The following is an 18,344-nucleotide window of genomic DNA, read 5'->3' as shown; positions in this document are numbered from 1 at the left end:
ATGTCTGTTTTAAAAGGTAAAAATGTTTTGCTGGGTATTTCTGGCGGAATTGCAGCTTATAAAACAGCCTCATTGGTTAGATTACTTATAAAAGCAGGTGCCCATGTACAAGTTGTCATGACACCTGCTTCTGTTGATTTTGTTACACCCTTAACTTTATCCACACTATCAAAAAATCCTGTATTTTCCACTTTTTATAATCAAGAAGATGAAAATGCAACTTGGAACAATCATGTAGAATTAGCACTTTGGGCTGATTTTATGCTTATAGCGCCAGCTACAGCCAATACACTTTCCAAAATGGCTTCAGGAACTTGCGATAACTTGCTTTTAGCTACTTACTTATCTGCGAAATGTCCTGTTTATTTTGCTCCAGCAATGGATTTAGACATGTATATTCATCCTTCTACTATAATAAATTTCGAAACCTTAAAAGGTTTTGGAAATACCATAATTCCAGCAGAAAGTGGTGAATTAGCCAGTGGATTAAGCGGTGAAGGTAGAATGGCTGAACCCGAAAACATTCTTCAATTTATTGAAAAAGATATTGAAAGTAAATTACCACTAAAAGGTAAAAGAGTTCTAGTAACTGCAGGCCCTACATATGAAGCTATAGATCCAGTTCGCTTTATAGGCAATCATTCAACTGGTAAAATGGGTTATGAAATTGCTCATGCAGCTGCCAATTTAGGCGCAGAAGTTATTTTAGTTTCTGGACCTACACATTTGCAATTACAGCATAGTTTAGTAACAATAATAAGAGTCACTTCAGCTGACGAAATGTATGAAGCTTGTCATCACTATTTTGAAAATATAGACGTAGTAATTGCAGCAGCAGCTGTTGCCGATTATAAACCAAAAAATGTTAACTCGCAGAAAATAAAAAAGTCGGAAGCTACGTTTACTATTGAATTAGAAAAAAACAAAGATATTTTATTATCTTTAGGTCAAAATAAAAAGAATCAATTTTTAATAGGCTTTGCTTTAGAAACAGAAAATGAGATTGAAAATGCCAAAAGTAAAATCTTAAAAAAGAATTTAGATGTTATTGTCTTGAATTCTTTAAACGATGAAGGTGCTGGATTTGGAAAACCAACCAATAAAGTTACGTTTATTGATAAAGATTTTAATATATTTGATATTCCATTAAAATCAAAAGAATTAGTTGCCGAAGATATTGTTAACCTAATTGTAAAAAAATATGCGAATTAAATTTTTAGTATTCCTTTTTTTAAGTTTTTTTTATGCTAATTCGCAAGAATTAAAAGCTATTGTATCTATAAATACAGATCAAGTTACCAATGTAAATCCACAAATTTTTAAGAATTTAGAAAAACAGGTTTTCGATTTTTTAAATAATACCAAATTTTCTGAAAAAGAAGTGCAGCAAAATGAAAAAATAAATTGTTCGTTTTTCTTCATCGTAACTAAATTTGAAAGCAATAATTTTGAAGTGACTTTGCAAGTTAATTCTTCGCGTCCCGTTTTCAATAGTACATTTACCACTCCAATTCTAAATATTAATGATAAAGATGTAAGTTTTAAATACATTGAATTTGAAAACTTAATTTATGATCAAAATGCATTTACATCAAACTTAGTTTCTGTATTGTCTTTTTATGCGAATATTATTATCGCTACTGATGCCGATACTTTTTCAGATAAAGGCGGAACAGATTCTTATGAAACGGCATTAAATATTACCAATGTAGCACAATCAAGTGGTTTTTCAGGTTGGGTGCAAACGGGTAAAAAAACAACAAGATTTAATTTGATTTCAGATTTAATGTCTAATACATTTGATGCGTACAGAGAAGCTATGTATGAATACCATATCAAGGGATTAGATAAAATGGCAGACGATTTAAAACAAGGAAAATTAGGCATTGTGAATGCAATTGATACATTACTTAAATTGCATAAAGTGAGACCAAATTCACTTTTAGCAAGAACTTTTTTTGATACTAAAACAGACGAAATTGTAGATGTTTTTAATGGTGGACCTGGTATTGATACCGTTCAGGTTAGAGAAAATTTAGCTACTATTTCACCGTTAAATGCCTCCAAATGGAATAAAATAAGGTAATATGCTTTTATCTTTATCTGTACAAAATTATGCTTTAATTGAGCAACTTAATATTACTTTTTCCAATCAGTTTGCTACCATAACAGGAGAAACAGGTGCTGGAAAATCCATTTTATTAGGTGCATTGGGATTAATCATGGGAAATCGCGCCGATTTATCTTCCCTAAAAGATAAAGAAAAAAAATGCGTTGTGGAAGCCAGTTTCGAAATCTCAAAATACAATTTGAATTCACTTTTTGAAGCCAATGAATTGGATTATGAAGACATCACTATTATTAGACGTGAAATTTTACCTTCAGGAAAATCTCGTGCGTTTATTAATGACACGCCGGTTAACTTATCGGAGCTTCAACTTGTAGCAGAAAATTTAATTGATATTCATTCGCAGCATCAAACTCGTGAATTAGAACAGCAAAATTATCAAATCTCTATTTTAGATGCTATCAGTTCAAATTCAGATAATCTTCGAGAATACTCGATTTTATTATCTGATTTCAAATTAAAAACTAAAGAATTAGAGCAAGCAATTATTGATAAAAGTACACTATTTGCAGCTCAAGAATACAATACCTATTTGTTAAATGAATTGCTTCAAGCAGGACTTCAGACAAACGAACAAGAAGAATTAGAAACAGAATTATTAAGTTTAAATAACTCAGAATTAATTAGTGACACCTTAGGTAAATTAGTTTCAAGTGCAAATGAAGAGCAATTTGGCTTTATTAAAGCCATAAAAGACAGTAAAAATGCCTTTCAAAAAATCGCGGGTTTTTCTGAATTATACGCGGATGTTTTTGAAAGATTAAACTCCTCTTTACTTGAATTAGAAGATCTGGTAGATACTTCATTTAACCTAGCTGAGAAAAATGTTTATAATCCAGAGCGTATAGAATTTATTTCTAATAGATTGCAATCTGTTTACGATTTGCAAAAAAAACATCAAGTTACTTCAATTGAAGACTTGTTAGAAATACAAAATCAGCTATCTGAAAAGGTTGTGTTAGTGGATAATTTAGAGGAAAGAATAGCTGAATTAAATAGTTTTTTAGCTAATATAACTATTGAATTAAATTCAATTTCAAATCGAATATCACAAAATAGAGGGAAAGCAATTCCTGTTTTTATCTCTAAAATTTCTTCTATTTTGCAAGAATTAGGTATGCCGGATTCCCAATTTAAAATGGAATTAATCACCTCAAATTCATTTCTTTCTAATGGAAAAGATGAATTAGAACTTTTGTTTTCGGCAAACAAGGGGTCTAATTTGGGTTCGTTTAAGAAAGTAGCATCCGGTGGAGAAATGTCAAGAATTATGTTAGCCATTAAAGCAATTTTAGCTGATTTTTCAAAATTACCTACTATTTTATTTGATGAGATTGATACAGGTGTTTCAGGAGAAATTGCCCTGAAAATGGGCGAAATCATGAAAAAAATGAGTAAAAATCGTCAAGTTTTTGCGATTACACATTTGCCTCAAATTGCTTCAAAAGGGGATGCACAATATAAGGTCTCAAAAGAAACTATTGGTGAAAATACTATTTCAAAAATTGTAAAATTAAATACAGAAGACCGTATCATAGAAATTGCTGAAATGTTGTCAGGGAAACAAATCTCAGAATCGGCTATATCTCATGCCAAAACATTATTAAATTAAAAAGTATACTTTTGTACTAAGTTAAAATAAATAGAACAACAATAAAATATAAAATTATGATTATCGAACCAAGAATGCGTGGATTTATATGTTTAACAGCTCATCCGGTTGGTTGTGCACAAAATGTAAAAAATCAAATTGAATATGTAAAATCAAAAGGTAAAATTGATGGTGCAAAAAAAGTTTTAGTAATTGGTGCTTCAACAGGTTTTGGTTTAGCTTCAAGAATTACAAGTGCATTCGGTTGTGATGCAGCAACTATTGGTGTTTTTTTTGAAAAAGAACCTAGTGAAGGAAAAACAGCCACTCCAGGGTATTACAATTCTGCTGCTTTTGAAATGGAAGCAGAAAAAGCAGGATTATATGCAAAAAGTATTAACGGAGATGCCTTTTCAAATGAAGTAAAACAACAAACTATTGATATCATTAAACAAGATTTAGGTCAAGTTGATTTAGTAATTTATAGTTTGGCATCTCCAGTTCGTATGCACCCTGTAACGGGTGTTTTACATCGTTCAACATTAAAACCAATTGGTGGAAAATTTTCAAACAAAACAGTTGATTTTCACACAGGAAACGTTTCAGAAGTTTCTATTGAACCTGCAAATCAAGAAGATATTGATAATACAGTAGTAGTTATGGGTGGTGAAGATTGGTCAATGTGGATGAATGCCTTAAAAGATGCAGGTGTTTTAGCAAATGATGCTATGACATTAGCGTATTCATATATCGGACCAGAAGTTACTGAAGCGGTATATAGAAAAGGAACAATTGGTCGTGCTAAAGATCATTTAGAAGCTACTGCTTTTGAAATCACAAAACAATTAGAAAGTATAAATTGTAAAGCATACGTTTCTGTAAATAAAGCATTGGTAACGCAAGCTAGTTCAGCTATTCCAGTTATTCCTTTATACATTTCTTTATTGTATAAAACGATGAAAGCAGCAGGTATTCATGAGGGATGTATTGAACAAATGCAACGTTTATACGCAGATAGATTATACAGCGGAAACGCAATACCTACTGATGAAAAAGGAAGAATTAGAATTGACGATTGGGAAATGCGTGATGATGTTCAAGATCAAGTGGCAACATTATGGAAAGTAGCAACAACTGAAAATTTATCAGAAATTGGTGATTTGGCAGGTTATAAAAAAGATTTTGATAGTTTATTCGGGTTTGGTTTCAAAGGTGTAGATTATCAAGCAGACACCACAGAAATGGTTTTTGTACCAAGTATTTCAAAATAATATTTTATTTTAAAAAAAAGTCCTGACTTTTCGGGACTTTTTTGTTTTTCAACGATTTTTTTAAACACTTCATCGATTAATTAACATTTGTTAATCGATACCCCTTTTTTTTTTGTTTATTTACTATACAATTATAAATTCTATTCTAATGAAAAAAATTACACTATGGTTATTCGCCTTATTTACATGTTGGCAAATGACTGCTCAAGTTAATGTTGTTGAGAATTTTAATCCTTCAACAAATCTCCCTACTGGATGGACAAGTAATGGTTTTGGATTCGTTTCTGGAACTGAATCGTGTGCTGGAAATTCGTACATAGATAACTTGTATTCTTTTAGTACAACTGGATCTTTGGAAACTCCAAATCAAGTTGCAGGTTCCAATGGAACTGACTTAACAGTGGCTTTTGATTACAAAATTGAAGATTGGAATTCAACTACTCCTACTACTTCAGGTTGGGGAAATATTCAAGTGCAATATTCAACAAACAATGGTGGGGCATGGACTACTTTTTTTACAATTAATGATGCAAATCATGTTGTAGCCAATACATGTGCTACTTTTTCAAATGTAATCCCTGCAGCAAGTTTACCAAGTGGGTCTGATGTAAAATTAAGATTTTTGTTCACATGGGTTTCAGGCGATTATGATATTTATATAGATAACTTTTCTGCAACACAGGTAACAGCATTTCCGCCTTCTTGTACTGTTTTGTCAACACCAGTTAATGGTGCTACAAATATTTCAAGTTCAACAGTTGCTTGGAATGTAGCTCCTGGTATTCCATCAGGTTATAAATTAAGCGTAGGCACAACTCCTGGAGGTACTAATGTTTTAAACATGTTTGATGTTGGTAACGTTACTAGTTATAACTTAGGTGCACTTTTAGCTGGAACTACTTATTATGTAAAGGTTTTTCCTTACAATACAAACGGACAAGCTACTGGATGTACTGAAAGTTCGTTTACTACTTGTGGTGCAAATACAACTTATCCTAGTATTGAACTATTTAATACTTTTTTACCAAATCAATGTTGGATGAATGGTGTTAATGGAGACTTAACTGCTGGTCCTAGTGCTTTTACCGCATCGGGTTGGGCAGCTGATGGATTCGCTAATGCAGGGACAACAGGTGCGTTTAGTAACAATATTTATATGACTGGGGCAAATGATTGGGTAATTTCTCCTCAATTTTCTATCCCTGCAACTGGATATGAATTAAAATTTGATGCAGCAGCGGTTCAGTATGCAGCTACTACTGCACCAACAACTCCATGGGAATCTGATGATTTTATAGAAGTATTAGTTTCTTCAACAGGAACTTCAAATTGGACCGTTTTGCATACTTATAATGATACAAATCAACCAGGTATAACTGCTACACCAATTTCTCTTGATTTAGATGCTTTTGCTTCACAAACAGTTAGATTTGCATTTAGAGCAGTGGAAGGCACAACAAATGGAAATGCTGATATTGAATTTTCAATTGATAATTTTCAAGTTCGTTTAACACCTAGTTGTATAGAGCCTTTAGGACTTCTTTCAGCAGGCATTACTTCAACAGGTGCTTCAGTTTCTTGGGATGCTACAGATCCAATCCCATCTTCTGGTTATGAGTACATTGTGTCAACAACTAACACATTGCCTACAATTGCAGGTACTCCTGTAGCTACAACTTTTGCAGTTTTATCAGGTTTATTACCAAATACTACTTATTATTTGTTTGTAAGAGCAAATTGTGGTTCCGGTGATTTCAGTCCTTGGAGTGCTTCAATTAGTTTTACTACTTCTTGTGCGCCTGTAACAAGTTTTAATGAAAATTTTGATGGTGTTACTACACCAGCTTTACCATCTTGTTGGGGTAAAATACTTTCTGGTGCTACACTATCTACTTTTGCTTCTGTTGGTACTACAACAGTAAATTCATCTGCACCAAATGGAGTTGATTTATATAATTCTAGTTCTGCAGCAACTGATAATATTATGTTAGTATCTCCAACGTTAAGTAATTTAAGTGCGGGTACACATCGTTTAAAATTCAAAGCTAGAAATAGTACAGCGACTCAAGATTTAGAAATTGGAGTTTTAACAGATCCAACAGATGCTACTACTTTTACATTGGTTGAAGCTGTTGATATTACTACTACATTTCAAAATTATGTTGTTAATTTTGATGCATTTACAGGTCCTGGAGCAGCTATTGCTTTAAGAAGATTATCTACATCAACATTTACTAATGTTTATTTAGATGATATTGTTTGGGAAGCTATTCCAACTTGCCCAGATCAAACAGGTTTAATTGTAGCTGGTATTTCTGCAACAGGAGCAAACACTTCTTGGGATAGTTTATCTAATAATGGAGTAACGGGTTATGAATATGCAGTAACAACCTCTCTTACTCCTCCGGCTTCTGGTACAGCTACTACAGCTACATTTTATATTGCAGCAGGATTAACACCTCAAACGGTTTATTATTTACATGTAAGAGCAGCTTGTACAGGTGGTGAATTTGGTACCTGGTCAACAATTCCTTTTACTACAGGATGTCTTCCAGTAACAAATATTCCATGGTCAGAAGGTTTTGAAGGTTTAGCAGTTGGTACTAACATTTTTCCTTCATGTTGGGGATATACTAATATTACAAGCAATTGGAATATTGAAACAACACCAGTTGCAAATACGGGTTCGAATTCTTTAGGTAGAACTTGGAGTACAAATGGTTGGGCATTTACACCAACATTTACTTTAACTGCAGGTACTTCGTATAGATTAAGTTATTATATGAGAACTGAAGATACAGTTGTTGGATACGATGTTACAACTGCTGTTGGTATAGGACAATCTGCTGGTGATATGACAACCGTTTTAGGCACACCATTAACAGGATATCAAGGTCCATCATGGAATAAATTTAATTTTGAATTTACCCCAACTACAACTGACAACTATTCTTTTGGAGTTCGTGTGGTTGCACCAAGTGCACCAAATGGAATTAATTTTGATGATTTTAGAGTAGAGTTATCTCCTACTTGTCCGGATCAAACCGGCTTAGTTGTTGGTGGAGTTAGTTTCACAGGTGCAAATACTTCATGGGATAATTTATCTACTAACGGTGCAACGGGTTATGAATATGCAGTAACAACATCTGCAACACCTCCTACTTCAGGTACAGCTACTACATCTACGTTTTATGTAGCTTCAGGCTTAACCCCTCAAACTGTGTATTATTTACATGTAAGAGCAGCTTGTACAGCTGGCGCTTTTGGTAACTGGAGTACTTTATCATTTTTTACAGGATATTGCTTACCTTCAAGTACGGGTAATGCTACTTATGTAAATAATTTTTCAACTACGGGAGGATCTCAAAATATTTCTAATTTAGCTACAGGTTTTACAACTGGTGGTTATTTAAATGCAAGTACACAATTTGTAGAAGGTTTTGCAACTAGTTCATTTAATTTTAATGCTGCTATTGTTGGAGGAACTGCTGGTTTTTCAATTTGGATTGATTGGAATAATGATATGATATTAGATAATGCTACAGAGAAAGTATATAACACTACCTCTTATGGTAATGGACCATTCTCTGGTACAATTTCAATTCCTGTTGGAACAGCTATTGGAAACTACAGAATGAGAATTATGACGGATTGGAATGCTTCAAATCCAAGCAATCCATGTGCTGCAGTTACTAGAGGGGAGTTTGAAGATTATACAATTTCAGTAATAGCGCCACCTGCATGTGCGCCACCTGCTCCAGTAGCTTCTGGTGTTGCAGATATGGTTGCAAATATTAACTGGCCTGCTGTTACTAGTGCCGCTTTAGGATATGAATATGTTTTAAATACTGTGGGAACAGTTCCAACAGGCTCGGGTACAGCAATCAGTGGTATTACTTATGCGGCTTCAGCTTTAACTCCGTTAACCACTTATTATTTTCATGTTCGTTCTGTTTGTGCTATAGGAACATTTAGTACATGGAATACAGTTTCATTTACTACATTAGCAACTCCACCAGCGAATGACAATTGTGCTAACGCTACGGTTTTAACTCCAGGTGCTGCATTTGCAACAAATCCTTTAGTTGGAACTAATATAGGATCAACAGCATCTACTGGTGCTCCTGATCCAGGATGTGCATCTTATTCAGGTGGTGATGTATGGTATTCTGTAGTTGTACCAGCATCTGGAAGTATTACATTTGATTCTGCATCAGTTTCAGGTTCACTAATTTCTGATACAGGTATGGCTATTTATTCTGGTCCATGTAGTACTTTGGTATTAGTAGAATGTGATGATGATGATTCAGCTAATGGTTCATTTTCAAAAATTTCATTAACAAATAGAACACCAGGTGAGGTGTTGTATGTAAGATTTTGGGAATATGGAAATAATGATTTTGGAACATTTCAAGTTTCAGCTTATGATGCATCATTAAGTAACTCAAGTTTTGATACTTCAAACTTTGTAGCATATCCTAATCCTGTAAAAGATGTCTTGAATTTATCATACAAAACAGCTATCAGTAATGTAAAAATAACTAACTTATTAGGTCAAGAAGTTTTAAATACTAAAACGAATTCAAATGACGTTCAAGTTAATATGGCTGCATTAACTACAGGAGCTTATATAGTTAATATTACTGTTGAAGATTCAGTTCACACAATTAAAGTAATTAAGGAATAATTTTTTAAATATTTTTTACTTAAAAGTCTCGAGAAATCGGGACTTTTTTGTTTTTATATATATCTTTGTTTTTATAAAAAAACACCATGCAATTTTCTTTAATCATACCTGTTTTTAATCGACCTGATGAAATTGACGAACTAATAGTAAGTTTATCTAAACAATCCTATATTTCTAAATACGAAATTGTAATTATTGAAGATGGCTCTACAATTACTTGTGAGCATATACTTCAAAAATATGTGAATTTAAATATTAGCTATTACTTTAAACCCAATTCAGGTCCAGGAGATTCTAGAAATTTTGGTATGAATGTAGCTAAAGGTGATTATTTCATTATTTTAGACTCCGATTGCATAATTCCATTTAATTATTTGCAAACCGTTGATGAAGAATTAAAAAAAGATTTTGTGGATTGTTTTGGTGGTCCAGATGCAGCTTTGGATTCTTTTTCAAAAATACAAAAGGCTATAAATTTCACTATGACTTCTTTTTTAACTACCGGTGGAATTAGAGGCGGAAGTGAAAAACTTGATAAGTTTCAACCCAGAAGTTTTAACATGGGTTTGTCTAAAACAGCATTTGAAGCATCAAATGGTTTCGGAAATATTCACCCAGGCGAAGATCCTGATTTATCAATTCGGTTATGGAAATTAGGCTATAAAACAAAATTAATATCGAAGGCTTTTGTATATCATAAACGTAGAATCGATTGGAATAAATTTTATACGCAAGTCAATAAATTTGGTTTAGCTAGACCAATCTTAAATTCTTGGTATCCAGAATATGCAAAAATTACATTTTGGTTTCCAACTATGTTTTTATTAGGTTTTTTGTTTTCTTCATTAATAGCAATTTTCAATTTTCCTTATTTTTTGTATCTATATGTTTTTTATTTTTTAATGTTGTTTCTAGCTTCGATTCAAAAAAATAAATCTATAGAAATTGCCATATACAGTTTGGTAGCAACTGTAATTCAGTTTTATGGATATGGAAAAGGGTTTTTACTTTCATTTATTAAAATTCAAATTTTAAAACAACAACCTGAGATGGCCTTTCCAAAACTATTTTTTAAAAAATAATAATGACTAAAATAATTGGACTTACAGGTGGAATTGGAACAGGAAAAACAACTGTTGCAAAGTATTTTGCTTCAAAAGGAGTACCTGTATATATTGCCGATGAAGCGGCAAAAGAAATTATGAATACCAAAGAAGTTGTGCAACATGTTCAAACTCTTTTTTCAGAAAATGTAATTTTAGAAAACGGTCAATTAAATAGAAATTATATTCGTGAATTGGTGTTTACGGATAAAGATAAATTATCACAACTTAACTCGATTATTCATCCCAAAGTAACACTAGATTTTGAAAATTGGTTGAAACAACATAAAGAAGCTCCTTTTATTATAAAAGAAGTGGCAATATTATTTGAAACAAAGGGTCAAAATTATTGTGATGCAACTATTTTAGTAACGGCACCATTAGAAACTCGAATTCAACGTGTTTTAGAAAGAGATAAAACATCCAAAGAAATCATTTTAAAGATTATTGAAAACCAACTTCCTGAAGAAGAGAAAATTAGATTAGCCACTTACGTCATAGTAAATGAAAATTTAGAAAAAACGTATCAATTAATCGATATTTTAATAAAAAAATTAAATAATATTTGAATTTTAACATAATTGTTAAATATTGGTTAATTGTTTCGCTTGCTTTTAATTCCGCCTTAACTTTGCTATGATGAATAAAACAAGGTTTAGAATATTAGTTTTTTTAATGAGTATTTCCTTGATAGGAATTATTTTAGTTCAATTGTATTGGATTAATAGTTCTTTTCAAAAAAATGATGATCAATTTAAACATCACGCTTTAGTAGTTTTAAGTAATGTTTCTGAGAAGCTAAACAATAAAGAAATGGTTGATTTCTATACGTCTTATAAAAAATTTAAAGACAGTACAGGAAGAGAACCTAAGCAAGAACAATTAAAACAACTTTTTTATTATGAAAAAGATTCCAATACAAAAGAAGTTTTAATATATTCTAACACAATTATTCCAGAAGATTTTGGTATAGATGGTTCGTTCTTTGATAAAAATGCTAGTGCAATAAAAATTAGGGAATATCAAGCAAAAAGAAAAACGCAAATTTATAAAGATAATTCTTTAGAAGGTAGCGAATCTAATATAGGAACAAAACCAAATATAACCATACAAAAAAATGGTAGATTAGGTATTTTGGACCGTGTTCAATTTGAACTTTTGTTTAGAGACATTGTTTCTCAAAGACAAATTCATAAAAGAATTTCTTCAAAATTAGTAAATGATGTTTTGAATTTTGAATTATATAAATCAGAATTAAAAACTCCTTATGAATTTGCTGTATATAAAAATGGTCTAGCAACTAAAATAAAATCAGAAGAATTTAGATACGATAAATGCACCACTTATAGCGTGCCTATTTTATTAGATGCTGATGGAAAAACAGAATATAAATTATTAATTAGATTTCCCAATAAAACAAATTTTGTATTCTCGTCAATGTTACCAATGACAATTTTAACATTATTATTTGTGGTTATTATTTTAGTAACATATACTAGTGCTTTAAAACAATTAATCATGCAAAAACAGATATCTGAAATAAAAACAGATTTCATTAACAACATGACACATGAATTTAAAACACCAATTGCGACGATAAATTTAGCTTTAGATGCTATAAAAAATCCGAAAATTATTGATGATAAAGAAAAAGTGCAAAAATATCTTCAAATGATTAAGGATGAAAACAAACGAATGCATGCCCAAGTTGAAAATGTACTAAGAATTTCGAAATTAGAAAAAAACGAATTAAATATAGATAAAGAACCACAAGAAATTACAGAATTTATTGAAGATGCAATTGATCATATAAGTTTAATTTTAGAAGATAGAGAAGGAGAAGTGCATACTCATTTTAATGCCACTAGAACTACAGTACTTTTAAATGATATACATTTTACAAACGTATTGGTTAATATTTTAGATAACGCCATGAAATATTCGGTAGAAAAACCAATGATTAACGTGTACACGGAAAATATTAAAGATTATGTACTTATTAAAATAGAAGATAACGGAATAGGAATGACAAAAGCTGTTCAAAAGAAGGTTTTTGATAAATTTTTTAGAGAACATACGGGTGACTTACACAATGTAAAAGGTCACGGATTAGGTTTGGCTTATGTAAAACAAATAATCGATGACCATAATGGCGAGGTTTTTGTTGAAAGTGAAAAAGGAAAAGGAAGCATGTTTATAATTAAATTACCATTAATAAATTAATATATGGAAGCAAAAAAAATATTATTAGTAGAAGACGATCCAAATTTTGGTTCGGTTTTAAGAGATTATTTATCATTAAATGATTTCGAAGTGACATTAGCTAAAAACGGAATGGAAGGTTTCGAGAAGTTTAAAAAAGATACCTATGATTTATGTATTTTAGACGTAATGATGCCATACAAAGATGGATACACATTAGCTAGGGAGATTAGAGAGAGAAATACAGAAGTGCCAATTATTTTTTTAACAGCTAAAACATTAAAAGAAGATGTTTTAAAAGGATATAAAGTTGGAGCTGACGATTATTTAAACAAACCATTCGATTCAGAAGTGTTGTTAATGAAAATCAAAGCGATTATTCAAAGAAAAGTATCTGAAACAAAACCAGATTCGACCATTTTTGAATTTACTATTGGTAAATTTCATTTAAATTCAAAATTGCGATTCTTAACTTTTGATAATCAAGAACCTATTAAATTATCTCCAAAAGAATCTGAATTATTAAAAATGTTAGCCCTTCATGAAAATGATTTAATGCCAAGAGAATTAGCATTAACAAAAATTTGGAGAGATGATAATTATTTCACCTCAAGAAGTATGGACGTTTATATTGCTAAACTTAGAAAATATCTAAAATTAGATGAACGTGTAGAAATTTTGAATATTCACGGAGAAGGTTTTCGTTTAGTAATAAATTCATAAAAAAAGGCTACCATTTGGTAGCCTTTTTTTATTAAAATTGCCAGCAAATAATCTGTGTAGTTTTGTTTCCATTAGTTAAATGAAGTGTAGTACTTTTTTTAACTTCTACTTTCTTCATTTGTTTGTACAAAGGCTTTAGGTTTGATTTTTTAGAAACAATGGCACTAAACCATTTACATTGATTTTTAAAATGCACACTTTCATAAATCATATTGGTTACAAAAGCCAATTCACCGCCTTCGCACCATAATTCGTTATTCTGCCCACTGAAATTTAAAACGGGTTTGTCAGCTACTTTCTGACCCAAGTTTTTACTTTTTCGTAACGAACCTTTTGCAGCTTCTTCCGCAGAGGAATGAAATGGCGGATTGCAAATAACAAAATCAAATACCTCTTCCGATTCTAATATATATTTTAATACATTTCGCTTATTATCATTAAATCGAACAGTTACGTTTTCGTTTAATTTAGGATTTTTACTTAAAATGGTTTCTGCAGTTAATAAAGATTGCTTATCCACTTCGGTACCTACAAATGTCCAACCGTACTCATGATTCCCAATAATTGGATAAATACAATTTGCGCCTACCCCAATATCTAAAATTCTAACGGTATTTCCTGTAGGAACCACTCCGCCATTTGAAGCGGCTAATACATCTGCAATATGATGCATGTATTCGGCTCTTCCAGGAATAGGAGGGCATAAGTTGGTTTTAGGAATATTCCAGTATTCTAAATTGTAAAAATGCATTAATAACGCTTTGTTTAAGGCTTTTACAGCAATAGGATTAGAAAAATCTATAGACTTTTCTCCAGCTTTATTTAAGAATAAATGTAAGTTTAAATCGGGATGTGTTTTAATTAATTGTGCAAAATCATATCTGCCAACATGTTTGTTTCTTGGGTGTAAACCTTCAAAGTAAAGGTTTGTTTCATTATTTTCCATATATTCTTATAAGTCGCAAATTTACAATTAATAATACGGATTTACATTATGATAAGAAACAAAAAATCCCAACCTTTCGATTGGGATTTTGTATAAGTAAGATATAAATATGATTAAACGTTGATTATTTCACTTTATTTACGATAGCTGCAAATGCTTCTGAGTGGTTCATGGCTAAATCGGCAAGAACTTTACGGTTCAATTCGATGTTGTTAGCTTTTACTTTCCCCATAAACTGAGAATAGCTCATTCCGTATTGTCTTGCACCTGCGTTTATACGCATAATCCATAAGGCACGGAAATTTCTTTTCTTTTGTTTTCTATCACGGTAGGCATAGCACATTGCTTTTTCTACCGCATTTTTAGCGACTGTCCAAACGTTTTTACGTCTTCCGAAGAATCCTTTTGCTTGTTTTAATACTCTTTTTCTTTTAGCTCTTGTAGCTACTGAATTTACTGCTCTTGGCATAATTTTAAATGTTTTTTGTAGTAAGGCGACTTTATTAGTACTTCCGACTTCTATTTTCAGGCTTGGCCTGTCGAAGTCTGCCCACTCCAGGGTTATTAATTAGTTTTAACCAAACAACGTATTAAATAATATTTAATTGTTGTTTAATGCTTTTCTCATCTGTTTTATGAACTAAACCAGAGTGAGTTAAAGCTAATTTACGTTTTTTAGATTTTTTCGTCAAAATATGACTCTTAAAAGCGTGTTTTCTTTTGATCTTTCCAGAACCAGTAACTTTAAATCGTTTCTTAGCACTAGATTTTGTTTTCATTTTAGGCATTTTTTCCTAGGTATTTAATTTATTCTTACTTACTATCTTGATAGCTATAAGCATTAGGCTTTTTATTGCTTACTGCTTATTGCTTACTGCTTAATGCTTATTGCTTTATTTAACTTTTTTCTTTGAAGCAATGTATATAATCATACGTTTTCCTTCTAAAACTGGCATGCTTTCTACTTTACCGTATTCTTCTAAATCTTGAGCCAAACGTAATAATAAAATTTGTCCTTGCTCTTTATAGATAATAGAACGCCCTTTAAAAAATACAAATGCTTTTAATTTAGAGCCTTCTTGCAAGAATTTTAAAGCGTTTTTTTTCTTAAATTCATAATCATGCTCATCAGTTTGAGGTCCAAAGCGAATTTCCTTAATTACAACCTGACTAGATTTTGCTTTTAATTCTTTTTCCCTTTTCTTTTGTTGGTATAAGAATTTTCCATAATCCATCAATTTACAAACAGGTGGGTCTGCGTTTGGTGAAATTTCAACTAAGTCTACTTCCTGTTCCTCTGCAAATCGAAGTGCATCGGCCATTTTGTATACGCCTGGTTCAATATTTTCACCTACTAAACGTACTTCAGCTACACCTCTAATTAAATTATTAATACGATGTGCGGCTACTTTTTCTACTCTAGGAGTGTAACTCCCTCTTCCTCTTCTAATTGCTATGACTCTGTAATTTTAGTTAAACTTTAAAATTGTTTCAATGTTTTGCTTATTTCTTCATTTACAATTTTTACAAATTCTTCAATTGTAACTGTAATATTTCCTTTTCCTTCTTGCCCGTTTCGACGTACAGAAATGGTACCATTTTTTTCTTCCTCTTCACCAACTATCAGCATAAATGGCATTTTTTGCATTTCAGCTTCTCTAATTTTCTTACCAATTGTTTCATTTCGGTTGTCAATTAGGGCGCGAATTTCGTGAATTTCCAGCAAATCTAAAACTTTTTTCGCATATTTTTCATATTTCTCACTTAAACTTAATATAATTGCCTGTTCTGGCATTAACCAAAGTGGGAAATTCCCTGCGGTATGTTCTAGTAAAATAGCAATAAATCGCTCCATGGAACCAAATGGCGCTCTATGAATCATTACTGGACGATGTAATTTGTCATCAGCGCCTTTATATGATAGTTCAAAACGTTCAGGTAAGTTGTAATCTACCTGGATAGTTCCTAATTGCCAACTTCTGCCTAATGCATCTTTTACCATAAAGTCTAACTTCGGACCATAAAATGCAGCTTCGCCTGCTTCTATAACGTAATTTAAACCTTTGTCTTTTGCAGCGCTAATAATAGCATTTTCTGCTTTTTCCCAGTTTTCAACACTACCTATGTATTTGTCAGGATTGTTTAAATCTCTAACAGAAACTTGCGCTGTAAAATTTTCAAATCCTAATGAACCAAATACATAAAGTACTAAATCAATTACATTTTTAAATTCCGCATCCAATTGATCTGGCATACAAAAAATATGTGCATCATCTTGAGTAAATCCTCTTACACGAGTTAAACCGTGCAATTCTCCAGATTGTTCGTATCTATAAACGGTACCAAATTCAGCATAACGTTTTGGTAAATCTTTGTATGACCAAGGTCTAGAATTGTATATTTCACAGTGATGCGGACAATTCATTGGTTTTAACAAAAATTCTTCACCTTCAGCTGGAGTCGTTATCGGTTGAAAACTATCTGCACCATATTTTGCATAATGCCCAGAAGTAACATATAATTCTTTCTGCCCAATATGAGGCGTAACAACTTGTTCGTATCCTCCTTTCTTTTGGGCTTTCTTTAAAAACTGCTCTAATCTATCGCGTAAAGCGGCACCTTTTGGTAGCCATAATGGTAAACCTTGTCCAACACGTTGTGAAAAATGAAACAAATCTAATTCTTTACCTAACTTTCTATGGTCGCGTCTTTTCGCTTCTTCTAATAACTCTAAATAGTCTGTTAAATCTTTCTGTTTTGGAAATGAAGTTCCGTAAACACGTGTCAACTGTTTGTTTTTCTCATCACCACGCCAATATGCACCAGCAATACTCATGATTTTCACAGCTTTAATTATCCCTGTATTCGGAATGTGTCCACCACGACATAAATCTGTAAACGTAGCATGATCACAAAAAGTAATAGTTCCGTCTTCTAAATTAGAAATTAATTCTGTTTTGTACTCGTTGTTTTTATAAACTTCTAACGCTTCGGCTTTCGTTACTGCACGCATTTTAAATTCATGCTTCTCTCTAGAAATTTCTAAAACGCGATCTTCAATTTTCTTGAAATCCGCATCCGTAATTTTATGATCCCCAAAATCTACATCATAATAAAAGCCGTTATCAATTGCAGGCCCTAGTGTTAATTTAATTCCTGGGTATATTTCTTCAAGCGTTTGTGCCATTACGTGTGAAGTTGAATGCCAAAATGCTTTCTTTCCTTCTTTGTCATTCCATGTATATAAAGTAAGTGTACCATCAGTGGTTAACGGGGTAGATGTTTCTATCGTTGTGTCATTATAATTAGCCGAAATCACATTTCTAGCAAATCCTTCGCTAATATTTTTAGCAACATCCATTGGAGTTACGCCTTGCGAAAACTCTCTTACCGATCCATCGGGTAAAGTAACTTTAATCATGGTTTAATTTTTATTGAGGAGCAAAGATAATACAATCCAATATTTCCTACAATATATATAGGTATAGTTTTTTTTTAACACCCACTTCCTAATCTACTTGATTTTTTTGTTAGTCCCCTTTCAAACACACAAAAAGGTTGCTGCTCTTTTCTGTCTTATTTAGCTAATTTTTTTAGATACATTGCGCTACTTATTATTCTTATCAAAAAACATTTACATGTAACTTCTTGTTTTTCAATAGTTAAGAAAATACTTTAAAAAAAGATTATTAT

General features: G+C 31.8%; 14 protein-coding genes. 9 read left to right on the top strand and 5 right to left on the bottom strand.

Annotated features, from left to right (window positions below):
• The 9 genes from coaBC to ABWP60_RS04890 all read left to right on the top strand — a co-directional run bounded on the left by coaBC (nt 1) and on the right by ABWP60_RS04890 (nt 13,705).
• Nucleotides 1–1,212, top strand: a complete 1,212-nt coding sequence (gene coaBC, locus ABWP60_RS04930) for a bifunctional phosphopantothenoylcysteine decarboxylase/phosphopantothenate--cysteine ligase CoaBC (RefSeq protein ID WP_353149361.1) — start codon at nt 1–3, stop codon at nt 1,210–1,212.
• Entirely contained in the window at nt 1,202–2,086 is an 885-nt protein-coding gene (porD, locus tag ABWP60_RS04925; RefSeq protein WP_353149358.1) for a type IX secretion system protein PorD, read from the top strand. Before coaBC ends, porD begins: the two co-directional genes overlap by 11 nt.
• 1 nt (nt 2,087) lies before the next feature.
• Nucleotides 2,088–3,740, top strand: coding sequence for a DNA repair protein RecN (locus ABWP60_RS04920; protein WP_353149355.1), 1,653 nt, complete (start codon nt 2,088–2,090; stop codon nt 3,738–3,740).
• Nucleotides 3,741–3,796: 56 nt separating this feature from the next.
• Nucleotides 3,797–4,990: an enoyl-ACP reductase FabV gene (gene fabV, locus ABWP60_RS04915; protein ID WP_353149352.1), complete on the top strand. Its 1,194-nt coding sequence runs from the start codon at nt 3,797–3,799 to the stop codon at nt 4,988–4,990.
• Between the two features lie 148 nt (nt 4,991–5,138).
• Entirely contained in the window at nt 5,139–9,677 is a 4,539-nt protein-coding gene (locus ABWP60_RS04910; protein WP_353149349.1) for a fibronectin type III domain-containing protein, read from the top strand.
• Between the two features lie 86 nt (nt 9,678–9,763).
• Nucleotides 9,764–10,759 carry a glycosyltransferase family 2 protein gene (locus ABWP60_RS04905; protein WP_353149346.1) on the top strand — a complete coding sequence of 332 codons (996 nt, stop codon included), beginning with the start codon at nt 9,764–9,766 and terminating at the stop codon, nt 10,757–10,759.
• 2 nt (nt 10,760–10,761) lie between these two features.
• On the top strand, nt 10,762–11,349 hold the full coding sequence (gene coaE, locus ABWP60_RS04900; RefSeq protein ID WP_353149344.1) for a dephospho-CoA kinase: 588 nt from the start codon (nt 10,762–10,764) through the stop codon (nt 11,347–11,349).
• A 70-nt stretch (nt 11,350–11,419) separates the two neighbouring features.
• On the top strand, nt 11,420–13,003 hold the full coding sequence (locus tag ABWP60_RS04895; protein WP_353149341.1) for a sensor histidine kinase: 1,584 nt from the start codon (nt 11,420–11,422) through the stop codon (nt 13,001–13,003).
• 3 nt (nt 13,004–13,006) lie between these two features.
• A complete protein-coding gene (locus tag ABWP60_RS04890) occupies nt 13,007–13,705 on the top strand; it encodes a response regulator transcription factor (protein WP_353149338.1) in 699 nt (232 codons plus the stop codon).
• Nucleotides 13,706–13,736: 31 nt separating this feature from the next.
• On the opposite strand, the gene rlmF is transcribed toward ABWP60_RS04890, so the two are convergent.
• From rlmF to thrS, 5 genes are all read right to left on the bottom strand, one after another.
• Nucleotides 13,737–14,651: a 23S rRNA (adenine(1618)-N(6))-methyltransferase RlmF gene (gene rlmF, locus ABWP60_RS04885; RefSeq protein ID WP_353149336.1), complete on the bottom strand. Its 915-nt coding sequence runs from the start codon at nt 14,649–14,651 to the stop codon at nt 13,737–13,739.
• Nucleotides 14,652–14,775: 124 nt separating this feature from the next.
• On the bottom strand, nt 14,776–15,120 hold the full coding sequence (rplT, locus tag ABWP60_RS04880) for a 50S ribosomal protein L20 (RefSeq protein WP_091312626.1): 345 nt from the start codon (nt 15,118–15,120) through the stop codon (nt 14,776–14,778).
• A 121-nt stretch (nt 15,121–15,241) separates the two neighbouring features.
• Nucleotides 15,242–15,439 (bottom strand): 50S ribosomal protein L35, encoded by a 198-nt coding sequence (gene rpmI, locus ABWP60_RS04875; protein WP_140964640.1) that lies wholly within the window; start codon nt 15,437–15,439, stop codon nt 15,242–15,244.
• Nucleotides 15,440–15,544: 105 nt separating this feature from the next.
• Nucleotides 15,545–16,045, bottom strand: coding sequence for a translation initiation factor IF-3 (gene infC, locus ABWP60_RS04870; protein WP_353149772.1), 501 nt, complete (start codon nt 16,043–16,045; stop codon nt 15,545–15,547).
• Between the two features lie 86 nt (nt 16,046–16,131).
• The gene (thrS, locus tag ABWP60_RS04865) at nt 16,132–18,072 is read right to left on the bottom strand and encodes a threonine--tRNA ligase (protein WP_353149332.1); all 1,941 of its coding nucleotides are present in this window, start codon (nt 18,070–18,072) and stop codon (nt 16,132–16,134) included.
• Nucleotides 18,073–18,344 lie beyond the last annotated feature (272 nt).

Origin of the sequence: Flavobacterium sp., assembly GCF_040402895.1 — a bacterium.
Classification (GTDB): Bacteria; Bacteroidota; Bacteroidia; order Flavobacteriales; family Flavobacteriaceae; genus Flavobacterium.
Note: the sequence above shows the minus strand (reverse complement) of the source record. Positions and strands in the feature narration are given on the sequence as shown.